We start from the raw sequence: 16,065 nt of genomic DNA, 5'->3' as shown, positions 1-16,065 counted from the left end.
TTCGATTTTTTATGATATGCTCTCTTAATATTTAGAACTTAAGAAACACACCTTCATATATCTCAGCCCGTCTTATTCAGGACGACTGTAGTTCGGCGCCTCGCTGGTGATGGAAACATCATGCGGATGGCTCTCCAACACACCCGCGTTGGTAATGCGAGTGAATTTAGCATCATGCAGCTCCTCGATATCGGCAGCACCGCAATAACCCATACCGGCACGCAGACCTCCAACCAACTGATAGATTACCTCGTACAAGGTTCCTTTATAAGGTACACGAGCAGCAATACCTTCCGGAACCAATTTCTTCACATCATTTGTACCACTTTGGAAATAACGGTCTTTAGAACCATGCTCCATCGCTTCCAAAGAACCCATGCCCCGATAGGATTTGAATTTACGGCCATTAAAGATTATCGTTTCGCCCGGCGATTCTTCCGTTCCGGCAACCAGCGAACCAATCATCACGCTATAACCACCGGCGGCCAGAGCTTTCACCACATCGCCGGAATAGCGCAAACCGCCATCGGCTATCAAAGGAATGCCTGTGCCCTTCAAGGCTTTTGCCACATCATATACGGCCGACAACTGCGGCACGCCTACACCGGCAACCACACGGGTTGTACAAATAGAACCCGGACCAATGCCCACTTTCACCCCATCGGCACCGGCCTCGACCAATGCCCTTGCCGCTTCACCGGTAGCAATATTGCCTACCACGATATCAATATTCGGAAAACGTTTCTTGGCCTCTTTCAATTTTTCAATCACAAACTTGGAGTGCCCGTGAGCCGTGTCAATTACAATAGCATCTGCCCCTGCATCCACAAGAGCCTGCATACGCTCCAACGTATCATTCGTCACCCCCACTCCGGCAGCAACCCGAAGACGGCCTTTGCTATCCTTGCAAGCCATCGGCTTATCTTTGGCCTTGGTAATGTCTTTATAAGTAATCAGCCCTACTAATTTGTTGTCTTTATCAACAACCGGAAGCTTTTCTATTTTATGTTCCTGCAAAATTTGCGCAGCAGCTTCCAAATCCGTAGTCTGATTGGTGGTAACGATGTTCTCCTTTGTCATTACTTCATCGATACGCTTGTTCAGTTCCCTCTCAAAACGAAGATCACGGTTGGTAACAATTCCCACCAGATACCCCTCATCATCCACAACCGGGATACCACCGATCTTGTATTCACTCATCAGAGCCAAAGCGTCAGAAACGGTAGATCCCCTCTTGATAGTTACCGGATCGTAAATCATGCCGTTTTCCGCACGCTTCACGATAGCAACCTGACGTGCTTGTTCCTCAATGGACATATTTTTATGGATAACTCCGATACCGCCTTCGCGGGCAATGGCGATGGCCATTTTCGCTTCGGTAACCGTATCCATTGCAGCAGTTACAAACGGAATTTTCAACTCAATGTTGCGTGAAAACTTAGTCGAGAGTTCGACTGTTTTGGGAAGGACTTCAGAATAAGCGGGAATTAACAATACATCATCGTACGTCAACCCATCCATTACAATCTTATCAGCAATAAATGACATAGGGCTATGCGTTTAAAATTTATTGCGTGCAAATATACGGTTTTTATTCCATTCCGTATATCTGCACGCAATAAATTTTCTTTCTCCGACCAACAAAAACAATCAGTTCGCCATCTCTGAAATAAACTTGATACGCACCAGACGAACTTCTTCTTCCGTAAAGTCATCGCCCAATTCATCCAAGGCGTCATCAATCTTGTCGGTAGTAGACTCCTTGAAGTAATCATAGATATCAAGCATGTGATCTTCGTCCATGATGTCCTCCAAAAAGTAGTCGATGTTCAGTTTGGTCCCCGAATAAACAATCGCCTCTATTTCATCCAGCAGTTCCTCAAATTCAATGCCCTTCGACATGGCAATATCATCCAATGCTACTTTGCGGTCGATGGCCTGAATAATGGCCACTTTCATTTTCGACTTATTGGCTACGGTACGCACGCGCAAGTCTTCCGGACGTTCTATCTCATTTTCTTCGCAATGACGTTTTATCAGTTTGCAGAACTCTTCGCCGTAGCGTTTGGCCTTGCCGGCTCCCACACCGGGAATGTTTTGCAATTCATCCAATGTCACCGGGTAGATCGTAGCCATTGCCTCCAAAGAGGGGTCTTGGAAGATGACATAAGGCGGCACTTCCAACTTCTTGGACAGTTTCTTGCGCAGGTCTTTCAGCATGGAATACAATGTAGGGTCTACGGCACACGTGCCCCCTCCGCGTGCAGGTGCTTCTTCCTCAGCCTCTTCAAAATCATTGTCTTCCACAATCTTGAACGACTTGGGATGTTTGAGGAATTTCCTACCATCCTCCGTCACTTTCAGCAAGCCGTAGTTTTCAACATCTTTACTTAAATAACCAGCAATGAGAGCTTGGCGAATTACAGCATTCCACGTTTTATCCTCTTCGCCCATACCGGAGCCGAACACTTCGAGTTCCTCGTGCAGATGAGCCTGCACCTCCGACGTTTCCCTGCCTTGTATAACATCTATAATATAGTCCGCTTTAAAATTTTCTTTTACCGAGAGAACCGTTTCAATCACGGTACATAATAATTCTTGGGCTTCCACTTGTTTTTTCGGGTTTAAACAGTTGTCACAATTACCACAATTATCCTCCGTATATTCTTCACCGAAATAATGAAGCAATGCCTTCCGGCGACATACGGAAGATTCGGCATACGCAGCCGTTTCCAGCAGAAGCTGCCTGCCTATTTCCTGCTCTGCAACAGGCTTCCCTTGCATAAACTTTTCGAGTTTCTGCAAATCCTTATTGGTATAAAAAGTAATACACTGTCCTTCTCCTCCATCTCTTCCGGCACGTCCCGTCTCCTGATAATATCCTTCCAGGCTCTTGGGGATATCGTAATGGATGACATAACGCACATCAGGCTTATCGATTCCCATGCCAAAGGCGATGGTAGCCACAATCACATCGGTCTTCTCCATCAAGAAGTCATCTTGATTCTGTGTTCGCGTGGCAGAGTCCATTCCGGCATGATAGGCACGGGCATTGATTCCGTTCGCCTGTAAAATTTCAGCAAGTTCCTCCACCTTCTTCCGGCTCAGACAATAAATGATGCCGGACTTTTCGGGATTGTTCTTGATGAACTTGATGATATCCTTATCTACGTTTGCCGTCTTAGAACGCACCTCATAATAGAGGTTCGGACGATTGAAGGACGACTTGAACACTTGCGCTTCCACCATACCCAGGTTCTTCTGAATATCGTGCTGCACTTTAGGTGTGGCCGTCGCAGTCAGTGCAATCAGCGGAGCTTTTCCTATTTCATTGATGATAGGACGGATACGGCGATATTCAGGACGGAAATCATGTCCCCACTCGGAAATACAGTGGGCTTCGTCTACGGCATAGAACGATATCTTTACCGTCTTCAAGAACTCCACATTCTCTTCTTTCGTCAGAGACTCCGGAGCCACATACAACAGTTTTGTCTTACCGCCGAGAATGTCTGCCTTGACTTGATCTATCGCACTTTTATTAAGGGAAGAGTTGATAAAATGAGCCACTCCGTCTTCTTCACTGAAATTACGCATCGCATCGACCTGATTTTTCATCAGAGCTATCAAAGGAGAAATCACGATGGCCGTGCCTTCCATTAATAAGGAGGGCAGCTGGTAGCACAAAGATTTTCCTCCACCGGTAGGCATCAGCACAAAAGTGTCGTTGCCTGCCAACAGATTCTCCATTATTGCTTCCTGATTTCCTTTAAATGCGTCGAATCCGAAGTATTTCTTCAGCTGGTCTGTCAAATTAGTCTTCTTCCCTGCCATGATTCATTAGGTTGTTGTTATTGGGTTACTTCTAAGCAGACTTCGTGTACTTCTACACGAAGAATCCTAACAAAGTTAAAAACAACTTCTTAAATTTCAAGCATAATCCGCCGAATATTTTTCCATAAAAAGATAAAAGCTTGTCGCTTCTCGCATTACTTTCTGATTTTAAGCACTTTGAAGTTTCGCAATATTCGACTTTTCCAACTGATGCTTGGCGTAATCCAACGTCACAACAAAGCTTTCTTTATGATCTGACGGAATCTCGAACATGGCATCCATCATGATAGTCTCCACAATAGAGCGTAAACCACGGGCACCCAACTTGTATTCTACAGCCTTATCCACTACATATTCGAAGACTGCATCTTCAAAAGTGAGCTTCACGTTGTCCATCTCGAACAATTTTATATACTGCTTGACGATTGAGTTCTTGGGTTCCGTAAGGATGGCACGCAATGCAGAACGGTCCAAAGGATTAAGATAAGTCAATACCGGAAGACGACCGATGATTTCGGGTATCAAGCCAAACGACTTCAAGTCCTGCGGAGCAATGTACTGCATCATATTGCTTTTGTCTATGACGGCAGTATTGCGCACAGCATTATATCCCACCACATGGGTGTTCAGTCTTTGGGCAATTTTCTTCTCGATACCGTCGAAAGCTCCGCCGCAAATAAACAGGATGTTCTTTGTATTGACCGGAATCATCTTCTGGTCAGGATGTTTACGACCGCCTTGAGGAGGAACGTTTACAACAGAGCCTTCCAGCAATTTCAACAATCCTTGCTGCACACCTTCGCCGCTCACGTCACGGGTGATGGAAGGATTATCGCCTTTGCGGGCTATCTTGTCTATCTCATCGATAAATACAATTCCCTGTTCGGCTTCGGGCACATTGTAGTCGGCTACTTGCAGCAAACGCGTCAGTATGCTTTCGATGTCCTCGCCCACGTAGCCTGCCTCGGTCAACACCGTTGCATCAACAATGGTGAAAGGCACATGCAGCAGCTTGGCAATAGTACGTGCCAACAACGTTTTTCCGGTACCGGTACTACCCACCATGATAATGTTGGATTTCTCAATCTCCACATCATCCCCACCGGCTTTCTGCAACAAGCGTTTATAATGATTGTATACTGATACCGACAAAAAACGCTTGGCATCGTCCTGTCCTATCACATACTGATCGAGGAAATTCTTAATCTCTATGGGTTTAGGGAGTTCTTTCAGATTCAACTTCGTGGCGCCTCCTTTTTTGTTTGCCCCCAAAGCCTCCTGAGTGATTTCATAGGCTTGAGTGGCACAACTGTCACAGATATAGCCGTTCAACCCCGTAATGAGGAAGCCGACTTCATCTTCCGAACGCCCGCAGAAGCTACATCTATTTTTATTCCTTTTTGAATCTGCCATATTTATTTTTTTATCAATACTTCATCCACCATACCATATTCCTTGGCCTCCTGAGCGGTCATCCAATAGTCGCGGTCAGAATCCGCCCACACTTTATCAAAAGGAGTATGAGAATGGTCGGCGATAATAGTATAAAGTTCTTTCTTCAGCTTCTGGATTTCACGCGCCGTGATTTCGATATCCGAAGCTTGTCCTTGTGCGCCGCCCATCGGCTGATGTATCATCACACGCGAATGCGTCAGGGCCGAACGTTTCTTCTCTGCACCTGCCACCAGCAATACGGCCGCCATGCTTGCCGCCATGCCCGTGCAGATGGTAGCCACATCGCTGCTGATAAACTGCATGGTATCGTAAATGCCCAAGCCAGCGTATACCGAACCGCCCGGCGAGTTGATATAAATAGAGATGTCTTTACCCGGTTCCACGGAATCCAAGTAAAGCAACTGAGCCTGCAACGTATTGGCTGTATAGTCGTCTATTTGAGTACCGAGAAAGATGATACGGTCCATCATCAGGCGGGAGAATACATCCAACTGGGTAACGTTAAGTTGACGTTCTTCAAGGATATAAGGATTCAGATAGCCGGCTTGCGACTTTATCACATCGTCCAACACCAAGCTGTTCATGCCTAAGTGTTTAGTTGCATATTTCTTAAAATCATCCATTTCTTTCTGTTTTTTTATTGATATAAAGTGCAAAGTAACAAAAAAGAGCACAGAGACACAAAAAAACACAGAGTTATAGTTTGTCAAACTCTGTGTTTCTTTATAAAATATAGCCGTAAGGCTATCGAATATTATTCGAACATCTTGTTGAATTCTTCGGCAGAGACGGCTTTATTGTTCAATTTAACCTGAGTCTTCAATGCTGCGGCCAGTTTGGCTTCGACCACACGGTTCACCAAACCTTCCACACTTTCTTTCTTCTTCAGCATCTCCTTGGAATAGTTCTCTATAATCTCTTCGGGCACGCTCATCATACCGTATTGGGCAAACTGTGCGCGAGTGGCTTCCTTGGCCATTTCGGCAATGTCGTCCTGCTCAACCTTTATGTCATTGGCTTTCACCAACTGCTCCTTTATCAAGTGCCAAGTCAACTCCTCGATGCTCTTGTCATAGTTGTCCTCTACGAACTTTTCATCTTTATCAGGATTGTTCAGGCGCATGATGCGTTTCAGCAGTGCATCGGGGAACTCCAATTTGCCGACTTTCTCCATCAACATCTTGCGTGCATCGATCAGGAATTTATAGTCGCTGTCGGCCAAAAACTGTTTGGCAACCACTTCTTTTACTTTAGCGCGGAACTCTTCTTCGCTCTTCACCGTATCTTTGCCGAAGACTTGGTCGAAAATTTCCTGATTCAGGTCGCCCGGAACGAAACGAGTAATCTCTTCAATCTGGTAGCTGAAGTTTGATTTCATTTCGGTTGCGGCCTCTTTCTCAATCTTCAACAAAGAAGCAAGTTCTGCTGCATTGCCATCCCAAGCTGTGTGGGGATTGAACACAAGCACGTCGTTCACCTTTGCACCGGCGAAAATGGCTTTCTGCTCGTCGTTCTTCATGTACGAGGGCATCATCACGGCGCCTTCCACCTGAATGCCGCCTTCTTTCGTGTTGCCGTTCTCGTCCAGTTCGGCAAGCAAGCCTTTCAGCATGTCGTTGTCTTCATAAGCGTCTGCCTTGTCATACTTGCCGTTACGTTGAGTGTAAGCCTTCACTTGGTTGTCCACCATTTCGTCGGTCACTTCAATCTCGTAATAGTCCACTACGTCTTTAGCGGCGGCTTCGGCTTTGAACTCAGGTGCCAGAGCGATGTCGAACAGGAATTCGAATTCTTCCATCGTATCGAAATCAATCTCCTTCTGCTTGTCTTCGTTAGGCAGAGGCTCGCCCAATATGTTAACCTTATTGTCTTGTATATACTTATATACTGTTTCGGACAGCACTTTATTCACTTCTTCGGCCAATACAGACTTGCCGTACATCTTCTTAACCAGACTCATGGGCACCATTCCTTTACGGAAGCCGGGAATCTGCGCCTTCTGACGGAATGTCTTCAAAGACTTGTCCACTTTTTCCTGATAATCGGCTTTCTCAAGCTTCACAGTAAGCAGCGCGCTTACTTTGTCAATGTTTTGTAATGAAACGTTCATTCTGACAATTATTTATTTGATTTATACTTTGTTCCACATCTCAAATGAGCGTGCAAAAGTAGCGTTATTCTTTCAAATATCAAAAGACATTGCCGAATTATTTCTTTTACAAGGACATTCCTCGATGCGTGAAAGAATCCTGCCAGAAATTTGAAACATACCGTGCGCACATCTGTTCGCACGGTGCGAATACTTATCCGCAAGCTGCGGATTTGTGTCCGCACGGCGCGAACAGAGTTCGGTTCAGGCAGTAAACAGGTTTGCTCCTTGCCACGCACGGCTTCTCTCCTTGCTTTTACGGCGTTTATCCCTTGTGTTCAAGGCGCAAACCCATAGCGTACGCACCGCAGGCTGCTTGTAGATATTGACGGAACCGCCTCTTTCTTGGCAGAGGGCGAATGTCCCTCCGGCCAAGGTATTCTTCCGGTTTATGTCCGTTCTCAACAACACTGCGGCACAGACATTCAGCCGGCACGAAGCGCCTTTCGGCCTCCCGTCCTTCCCCGTGCCTGAAAGAAAATGTAAAATAAATAGCAAAAAGAGTTGTAAATCCGAATATTATGCGTTTCTTTGTCGCGGATTGAAGGCATTTTAGTTTTCTCGATTTCTATTGCATAGTTTTTACTCCGTTTCAAGAAACGCTTTTGTAAACTCTCTGTCGTTGTAATCTTTTTGATTATTCAGCCTTCTTTCCAAGAGAGTTTTATTCATTTATTTATTTTTATCATTTTCATTATGAACATTTATGTTGGAAACCTTAACTACCGCGTTAAGGAGAGTGACCTTCAGAAAGCCATGGAAGATTACGGCACGGTAACTTCTGTAAAATTTATCAACGACCGCGCGACCGGACGTTTCAGAGGCATTGCTTTTGTAGAAATGGAAGACAGCGCTGCTGCCGCCAAAGCTATTGCCGAGCTTGACGGAGCCGAATTCTTCGGACGCCAGATGGTAGTGAAAGAAGCAAGACCTCCGAAATATTAATCATAGCAGATTCAGGAGAAATAAAAAAAGACCGCTTCAATGAGGCGGTCTTTTTTTATCGGCAATATTCCGTGGCTTGGTGCATCACTTCATAAAATCCTTGCGGCGAAGCACGAAACTGTTACTCAGGTATTTTTCGCGCACAATCTTATTTTCGGCCAACTCTTCGGGCGTGCCTTGAAACAAGATCTTACCTTCGAACAGAAGGTAGGCACGGTCGGTAATACTCAACGTTTCCTGCACGTTGTGGTCGGTAATCAATATACCTATATCCTTGTCTTTCAGTTTCCACACAATCTGCTGGATGTCTTCCACCGCAATGGGGTCTACACCGGCAAAAGGTTCGTCGAGCATGATGAACTTCGGGTCGATGGCCAGGCAACGGGCAATCTCCGTACGCCGCCGTTCGCCACCCGAAAGTTGGTTTCCTTTATTCTTCCTTACCTTCTGAAGACGGAATTCGGCAATCAGGCTCTCCAGTTTGTCTTTCTGATACTCCAGCGGCTTCTCCGTCATCTCCAGCACAGACGTGATGTTGTCTTCCACACTCATCTGACGGAAGACGGAGGCCTCTTGTGCCAGATAGCCGATGCCCGTCTGCGCCCGTTTATACACCGGATAGTTCGTAATCTCCAGATCATTCAGGAAGATGCGCCCCTCGTTCGGAGTAATCAATCCCACGGTCATATAGAAAGAGGTCGTCTTGCCGGCGCCGTTAGGACCTAACAGCCCGACAATCTCGCCCTGCTTCACGTTGATGGATACATGGTTCACCACAGTACGCTTTCCGTACTTCTTCACCAAGTCTTCCGTACGCAGCACCATCTTCTCGTCCATCGCGCCTGCATCGGCAGGAGCGGTTATCGGCTCTGTGTGCAGAATTTCCTTAACTTCCCCTACATTGTCCTTTATGCCTTTTTCTTCTTCCATACTCTAAAGGTTTTCGCCGCAAATGTAGCAAAAATAAGCTGAAATAGTGTACATTTGCACTCAAATACTTAAAGTTATGTTCAAAGCACTCAAGACAGTAGGCAGATACATCATGCTGATGGGACGCGTGTTTGCCCGACCCGAACGCATGCGCATGTTTTTCCGCCAATACGTCAACGAACTGGAGCAGCTCGGTGTCAACTCCATCGGCATCGTATTGCTGATATCGTTCTTCATCGGGGCTGTAATCACCATACAAATAAAGCTGAATATAGAAAGCCCTTTCATGCCCCGGTGGACGGTGGGATACGTCACCCGCGAAATCATGCTGCTGGAGTTTTCGTCCTCCATCATGTGCCTGATTCTGGCCGGCAAGGTAGGCTCGAACATAGCCTCGGAACTGGGCACCATGCGAGTGACCCAACAGATAGATGCCCTTGAGATTATGGGCGTCAATTCTGCCAACTACCTGATTCTGCCCAAAATCATCGCCATGGTGACCACTATCCCATTGATGGTGACATTCAGCATATTCTCCGGCGTCATAGGAGCTTTCTGCACCTGCTGGTTCGGCGGCATCATGTCGGCCGTAGACTTGGAATATGGCCTGCAATATATGTTTGTCGAATGGTTCATTTGGTGCAGCATCATCAAGTCCTTGTTTTTTGCATTCATCATAGCCAGTGTATCGGCATTCTTCGGCTACACGGTCGAAGGAGGCTCCATCGAGGTAGGAAAGGCTTCTACCGACTCCGTCGTGTGCAGCAGCGTACTCATCCTGTTTGCCGACCTGATATTAACTCAACTTTTAATGGGATGATTGAACTTAAAGGATTATGCAAGTCATTTGACGAGAAAGAGGTGCTGAAAGACATCAACGCCACTTTCGAGAACGGGAAGACCAACCTGATCATCGGGCAAAGCGGCTCGGGGAAAACCGTGCTGATGAAGTGTATCGTAGGTCTGCTGACTCCGGAAAAAGGAGAGCTGCTATACGACAACCGCAACTTCCTGGCCATGGGCAAGAAAGAAAAGAAAATGCTTCGCCGGGAAATGGGAATGATTTTTCAGAGCGCTGCCCTGTTCGACTCCATAACGGTATTGGACAACGTGATGTTTCCGCTCAACATGTTCAGCAACGATACGCTGCGCGACCGTACCCGCCGTGCCATGTTCTGCCTGGAGCGTGTCAATCTGCTCGAGGCCAAAGATAAATTCCCCGGAGAAATCAGCGGAGGCATGCAGAAGCGAGTAGCCATTGCCCGTGCCATCGCCCTGAATCCTCAATACCTCTTTTGCGACGAACCGAACTCCGGTCTGGACCCCAAAACCTCCATCGTGATTGACGAGCTGATACAAGACATCACCAAAGAATACAACATGACCACGCTCATCAATACCCACGACATGAACTCCGTAATGGGAATCGGAGAGAAGATCATCTACATTTACGAAGGGCACAAAGAGTGGGAAGGTAACAAAGACGTCATATTCACTTCCACCAACAAACGCCTGAACAACTTTATCTTTGCCTCCGATTTATTCCGTAAAGTAAGAGAAGTGGAAAGGCAGAATATCGAAGGGTAAAAGGGACACAAAAACAAGTGTTATACCACTCTCCCATCTGCCCTCTTATATACTGCGGGCATACCTCCTCCAACGTGTGGGCTCATCTTCCCTAAAGTGCGGGCTTACCTCTCCTAAAGTGCGGGGTCAGCTCTCCTAAAGTGCGGGGGCAGCTCCTTTAAAGTGTGGGCATACGGCTCCGCCAAGTGCGGGATTACAATCGCGCAAGTGAGAGCTTACAGTACGGCTTCGGTCGAACTTACAGTACGGCTTCGGTCGAACTTACAGTACGGCTTCGGTCGAACTTACAGTACAGCTTCGGTCGAACTTACAGTACGGCAACAGTCGAACTTACAGTACGGCAACAATCGAACTTACAGTACGGCAACAATCGAACTTACAGTACGGCAACAGTCGAACTTACAGTACGGCAACAATCGAACTTACAGTACGGCAACAGTCGAACTTACAGTACGGCAACAGACGAAGTTACAGTTGCACAAGTATAAAACCGGAAATTCTTTGTATCAATAGACAGGACGTTTTACCTGCAGGATTTTCGGATTATTCCTTTATAAACAGAAAGCCCGAGTGGAGGGAAGCGTAAAAACACAAAATGTGACACGGAGCCTTTTCATGCCGGTTGTCAGGCTTCGTGTCACATTCTGCATACCGCATTTGTCCGGCAATGCTTTATTTCTGCCGGATATAAATATTGACAGGTGTCCCGGTCAGGTTCCACTTTTCACGCATTTTGTTTTCCAAGAATCGCCTGTACGGTTCTTTCACATATTGCGGAAGATTGGCGAAATAAACAAACGAAGGAACTTGCGTATTGGGCAACTGCGTGATGTATTTTATCTTGATGTATTTTCCCTTGATGGAAGGAGGCGGATAAGCCTCGATAAGCGGCAACATCTCCTCATTCAGACGGGCAGTCGGAATACGCGTCATACGGTTTTCATACACATTGCGCGCCTCCTCCAGCACCTTCAGGATGCGTTGCTTCGTCAGTGCCGAAGCAAATATGATGGGAAAATCGACAAACGGCGCCAGACGGTTCCGGATGGCATTTTCAAAAGTCTTCATCACTTTCACGGTCTTGTCTTGCACCAAATCCCATTTATTCACCACAACCACCAATCCTTTGGCATTCTTCTGAATCAAAGAAAAGATATTCAAATCCTGACTCTCGATGCCGCGTGTGGCATCTATCATCAATATACACACGTCGGCATTTTCAATGGAACGAATGGAACGTATCACAGAGTAGTATTCCAAATCCTCATTTACCTTGTTTTTCTTGCGGATTCCTGCCGTATCTACCAAATAAAAGTCGAAACCGAACTTATTGTAACGCGTGTAAATGGAGTCGCGGGTCGTTCCGGCTATCTCCGTCACGATATTGCGTTCTTCTCCGATAAAGGCATTCACAATGGATGATTTGCCGGCATTGGGACGTCCCACCACAGCAAAACGAGGAATCTCTTCATCCAATATTTCGTCGGATTCTTTCTTAAAATTACCGACGATAAGGTCCATCAGATCGCCTGTCCCACTTCCGGTTACAGCCGAAATACAATAAGGATCACCCAAACCCAAACTATAAAATTCGGGAGCATTGTATCGCAATTCGTTGTTGTCAGTCTTGTTGGCCACCAGCAATACCGGCTTCTTGGCACGACGCAATATGGCAGCCACCTGTTGGTCAAGGTCCGTCACTCCGTTCATCACATCTACCACAAACAGAATAACATCGGCTTCATCCACAGCCATCAACACCTGCTTGCGAATCTCCTCTTCAAAGATATCGTCGGAATTCACTACCCAGCCACCGGTATCCACTACCGAGAACTCGCGCCCCAACCACTCTGTCTTTCCATATTGGCGGTCGCGAGTTGTTCCCGCTTCTTCATTCACAATAGCCTGACGCGTTTTGGTCAGACGATTAAATAACGTAGATTTTCCCACATTGGGACGTCCTACAATTGCAACTAAATTTCCCATAGTTCAACACTCTTGTTTTACGACTGTCACAGTCGCATGAATAAAACTCTTAATCCGGTTGATAACCGAAATTACGCAGTTCCTTATCCGAACTTCTCCAATCTTTGTCAACCTTTACAAACGTCTCCAGAAAAATGGTTTTTCCAAAGAATCTCTCCAAGTCACGGCGTGCCTCGGTAGCCACCTTTTTCAAAGCCCTCCCTTGCTTACCGATTATAATACCTTTTTGCGAATCACGTTCCACGTAGATTACGGCATTGATGTGTATCTTCTTTGCCTCTTCCTTAAACTGCTCCACCGCCACTTCTACCGAATAAGGAATCTCCTTATCGTAGTACAACAAAATCTTTTCGCGAATAATCTCGGTCACGAAAAATCTCGCCGGTTTGTCCGTCCATTGGTCTTTATCGAAATAAGGAGGCGAATCGGGCAAAAGTCCCTTCACCCGCTTCAACACATAATCCACATTGAATTTCGTAGCAGCCGAAAGAGGAATAATCTCCGCCTTTGGCAGCAGCTCCTTCCATGCTTCCACCAATTGCGCCAGTTTTTCCTGATTGCTCAAATCTATTTTATTGATCAGCAGCAACACCGGCACTTCCATGGCAGCAACCTTCTCTACAAAATCATTATGCTTGTCGGGTGTCTCAACCACATCCGTCACATACAGCAACACGTCTGCATCCGTCAATGCCGACGTAGAGAAATTCAGCATAGATTCCTGCAATTTATAGTTTGGTTTCAATACGCCCGGCGTGTCCGAGAACACAATCTGCATGTCATCCGTATTATAGATGCCCATGATCCGATGACGCGTAGTTTGCGCTTTGAAAGTAGCGATAGAGATGCGCTCACCAACCAAAGCATTCATCAATGTAGACTTGCCTACATTGGGATTTCCCACGATATTAACAAAACCTGCCTTATGCATGACGCCTGTTTTTAAATTGAGACAAAAAAACGCATCGAATCGAGATAGGATGCGTTTATTATATTATTTAGACTGAAACTCCATCAGTGCTTCATTTCTTACCGTCATAGCCCCACTTCACGTACACGGCTCCCCAAGTAAATCCGGCGCCGAATGCCGTAAAAATCAGGTTATCGCCTTTTTTCAGTTTCTCTTCAAAGTCCCAAATACAAAGGGGCAACGTTCCGGCACTCGTATTACCATAACGTTCTATGTTAATCAAGACTTTTTCATGAGGAACCTCCAAGCGGTGTGCCACAGCATCAATGATGCGAAGATTAGCTTGATGCGGAATCACCCAATCGATCGTTTCCTTGGTTAAGCCATTCTTTTCAGCAATAGCCGCACTAACGTCCGACATGTTGGAGACAGCATACTTGAACACTGTGCGGCCTTCCTGATAGACATAATGCATGTGGTTATCTACTGTAAAATAAGAAGGAGGACAGACAGAACCACCTGCCTTCATATGCAGGAACGGAAGCCCCTTGCCGTCTGTTCTCAAAATCGCATCCATGATACCGACATCTTCCGTTGTCGGTTCCAACATAAAGGCCGCCGCTCCATCACCAAAAATAGGGCAAGTAGCACGATCGGTATAATCAACCACCGACGACATTTTATCAGCTCCCACGATGATAACCTTCTTATATCTGCCTGAACGGATAAAATTGGCTGCCGTTTCCATCAGATAGAGAAACCCGCAACAAGCTGCCTGCAAATCATAAGCAAAGGCATTCTTCAATCTGAGTTTATCACATAAAATGGAAGCCGTAGAGGGGAAGTGATAATCTGGAGTAGAAGTAGCAACGATAACCAAATCAATGTCGTCAGGATTGGCACCAGTACGCTGCATCAGCTGTTTTACAGCCTTACGTGCCATATATGAGCTACCCAATCCTTCCTCATTCAGAATACGCCTTTCCTTTACTCCGATACGAGTCATAATCCATTCATCGTTGGTATCTACCATTTTTGAGATTTCGTCATTCGTTAGAACGTAATCCGGCACATAGCCACCGACTCCTGTAATTACTGCATTTATTTTTTCCATTAAATTCTTGTTTACTTATAAGAGCCAATAGTACTAGCAACCCTTTGTCGGTTTTCTCTCTTTATCCAAAAACCATAGGCTAAACTCATATAGGCTCTAAAACCTTAGAAATAACTGTAGTCCAAAAAGGATTTGTTCATTTTCACATACAAATCCTTTTAGACATTCGGTATTCAAGTATAATTTTTAGTCAAACCAACCGCAATTATACGGCAGCTTCTTTTTCGATAGCAAGCTTACCTCTGTAGTAACCACATGCACCACATACAGTGTGATACACATGCCATTCGCCACAGTTCGGGCAAATAGCCAATGTAGGAGCTACAGCTTTATCATGAGTTCTTCTCTTTGCAGTTCTTGTTTTTGACTGTCTTCTCTTAGGATGTGCCATTTTCGTTAATCTTTAATTGTTATCTAATATTTTCTTTAATTCTTCCCAACGCGGATCAATCTGCGATTCTTCCTCATCATTCATCAGGTTTGTTTCCTCCTCAGGAATAAAGGCTTCCTCGCTCTCGTCATCTGGGGTAGTACGCAGATGTTTGCTCAACTTGCTAGTCATCGTTTTATTACATTTGCCGGGAGCATGTACATGCTTCATCGGTATGGCTAAAGCAACAAACTCGTACATGAACCATGCCACATTGATCTCACCTTCCTCTTCAGGTATCACAATGAGATTATCACCTTCTTCAGCATATTCACGACCAAACTTAACGAGTAACTTGTCTGTTGAGTCAACGGGTTGCTCCATATCTTCCAAACAGCGGTCACATGGTACCCATACCACACCTTCCGTCTGAAAGTTCAATTCAAAAGCGCGAGATGTTCTCTTTACAAGCAACACCACGTTCACTTTGCCTTTCTGAACCTCCGGTCCATCAATATTGGCAAAGAAAAGGTTATCCAACACGAACTCATACTTGCATGTATCCGTCCGCATTCCTTTTAGGTCTATTTTGTATTTATCAAACTTTCCCAAAGCTCCTCCCATTTATTCGGGCGACAAAGATACAAATAATTATCCTGATTATGTAGTGTTTAGAATAAAATCTTCTTTCATATATTGTTTTTATCCCCAATTCAGCACCCATGCACCAGTAAAGGAAGCTATAAGGAACCTGAATTCCCAGGCTCTCCCTGTCACCGGACTAT

The 16,065-nt window shown here is 45.7% G+C and carries 15 protein-coding genes; 3 read left to right on the top strand and 12 right to left on the bottom strand.

The features are described from left to right. Window positions 1-72 precede the first annotated feature (72 nt). The 6 genes from guaB to EV202_RS13030 form a co-directional block, all read right to left on the bottom strand. Entirely contained in the window at window positions 73-1,548 is a 1,476-nt protein-coding gene (gene guaB / locus EV202_RS13055) for an IMP dehydrogenase (RefSeq protein WP_131927361.1), read from the bottom strand. 102 nt (window positions 1,549-1,650) lie between these two features. After that, window positions 1,651-3,834, bottom strand: a complete 2,184-nt coding sequence (recQ, locus tag EV202_RS13050; RefSeq protein ID WP_106070312.1) for a DNA helicase RecQ — start codon at window positions 3,832-3,834, stop codon at window positions 1,651-1,653. A gap of 168 nt (window positions 3,835-4,002) precedes the next feature. Further along, window positions 4,003-5,247 carry an ATP-dependent Clp protease ATP-binding subunit ClpX gene (gene clpX / locus EV202_RS13045; protein ID WP_131927360.1) on the bottom strand — a complete coding sequence of 415 codons (1,245 nt, stop codon included), beginning with the start codon at window positions 5,245-5,247 and terminating at the stop codon, window positions 4,003-4,005. Window positions 5,248-5,249: 2 nt separating this feature from the next. Next, a complete protein-coding gene (gene clpP, locus EV202_RS13040; RefSeq protein WP_106070310.1) occupies window positions 5,250-5,912 on the bottom strand; it encodes an ATP-dependent Clp endopeptidase proteolytic subunit ClpP in 663 nt (220 codons plus the stop codon). A gap of 131 nt (window positions 5,913-6,043) precedes the next feature. Next, a complete protein-coding gene (gene tig / locus EV202_RS13035) occupies window positions 6,044-7,399 on the bottom strand; it encodes a trigger factor (protein WP_131927359.1) in 1,356 nt (451 codons plus the stop codon). A 243-nt stretch (window positions 7,400-7,642) separates the two neighbouring features. Next, window positions 7,643-7,936, bottom strand: coding sequence for a hypothetical protein (locus EV202_RS13030; protein ID WP_125239715.1), 294 nt, complete (start codon window positions 7,934-7,936; stop codon window positions 7,643-7,645). Window positions 7,937-8,134: 198 nt separating this feature from the next. Between EV202_RS13030 and EV202_RS13025 the strand changes: the two genes are divergently transcribed. Next, the gene (locus EV202_RS13025) at window positions 8,135-8,383 is read left to right on the top strand and encodes an RNA recognition motif domain-containing protein (protein ID WP_106070626.1); all 249 of its coding nucleotides are present in this window, start codon (window positions 8,135-8,137) and stop codon (window positions 8,381-8,383) included. 84 nt (window positions 8,384-8,467) lie between these two features. Here the strand turns inward: EV202_RS13025 and lptB are convergent, their stop codons facing one another. Further along, the gene (gene lptB, locus EV202_RS13020; RefSeq protein WP_131927383.1) at window positions 8,468-9,220 is read right to left on the bottom strand and encodes an LPS export ABC transporter ATP-binding protein; all 753 of its coding nucleotides are present in this window, start codon (window positions 9,218-9,220) and stop codon (window positions 8,468-8,470) included. Between the two features lie 169 nt (window positions 9,221-9,389). Here lptB and EV202_RS13015 point away from each other — a divergent pair, with 169 nt between their 5' ends. Together EV202_RS13015 and EV202_RS13010 are read left to right on the top strand one after the other, a co-directional pair. Then, window positions 9,390-10,133 carry an MlaE family ABC transporter permease gene (locus EV202_RS13015; protein WP_106070307.1) on the top strand — a complete coding sequence of 248 codons (744 nt, stop codon included), beginning with the start codon at window positions 9,390-9,392 and terminating at the stop codon, window positions 10,131-10,133. Then, window positions 10,130-10,900 (top strand): ABC transporter ATP-binding protein, encoded by a 771-nt coding sequence (locus tag EV202_RS13010; RefSeq protein WP_106070306.1) that lies wholly within the window; start codon window positions 10,130-10,132, stop codon window positions 10,898-10,900. Before EV202_RS13015 ends, EV202_RS13010 begins: the two co-directional genes overlap by 4 nt. Window positions 10,901-11,572: 672 nt before the next feature. Here EV202_RS13010 and der read toward each other — a convergent pair. The 5 genes from der to EV202_RS12985 all read right to left on the bottom strand — a co-directional run bounded on the left by der (window position 11,573) and on the right by EV202_RS12985 (window position 15,892). Then, window positions 11,573-12,886, bottom strand: a complete 1,314-nt coding sequence (der, locus tag EV202_RS13005) for a ribosome biogenesis GTPase Der (protein ID WP_131927358.1) — start codon at window positions 12,884-12,886, stop codon at window positions 11,573-11,575. Between the two features lie 49 nt (window positions 12,887-12,935). Further along, on the bottom strand, window positions 12,936-13,817 hold the full coding sequence (era, locus tag EV202_RS13000; RefSeq protein ID WP_106070304.1) for a GTPase Era: 882 nt from the start codon (window positions 13,815-13,817) through the stop codon (window positions 12,936-12,938). 91 nt (window positions 13,818-13,908) lie between these two features. Further along, complete coding sequence (locus EV202_RS12995) at window positions 13,909-14,910, bottom strand: beta-ketoacyl-ACP synthase III (RefSeq protein ID WP_131927357.1); 1,002 nt, start codon at window positions 14,908-14,910, stop codon at window positions 13,909-13,911. 205 nt (window positions 14,911-15,115) lie between these two features. Next, complete coding sequence (rpmF, locus tag EV202_RS12990) at window positions 15,116-15,301, bottom strand: 50S ribosomal protein L32 (protein WP_002562387.1); 186 nt, start codon at window positions 15,299-15,301, stop codon at window positions 15,116-15,118. A 12-nt stretch (window positions 15,302-15,313) separates the two neighbouring features. Continuing rightward, complete coding sequence (locus EV202_RS12985) at window positions 15,314-15,892, bottom strand: YceD family protein (RefSeq protein WP_131927356.1); 579 nt, start codon at window positions 15,890-15,892, stop codon at window positions 15,314-15,316. Window positions 15,893-16,065 lie beyond the last annotated feature (173 nt).

Source organism: Prevotella heparinolytica, assembly GCF_004342845.1.
Taxonomy (GTDB): Bacteria; Bacteroidota; Bacteroidia; order Bacteroidales; family Bacteroidaceae; genus Bacteroides; species Bacteroides heparinolyticus.
Note: the sequence above shows the minus strand (reverse complement) of the source record. Positions and strands in the feature narration are given on the sequence as shown.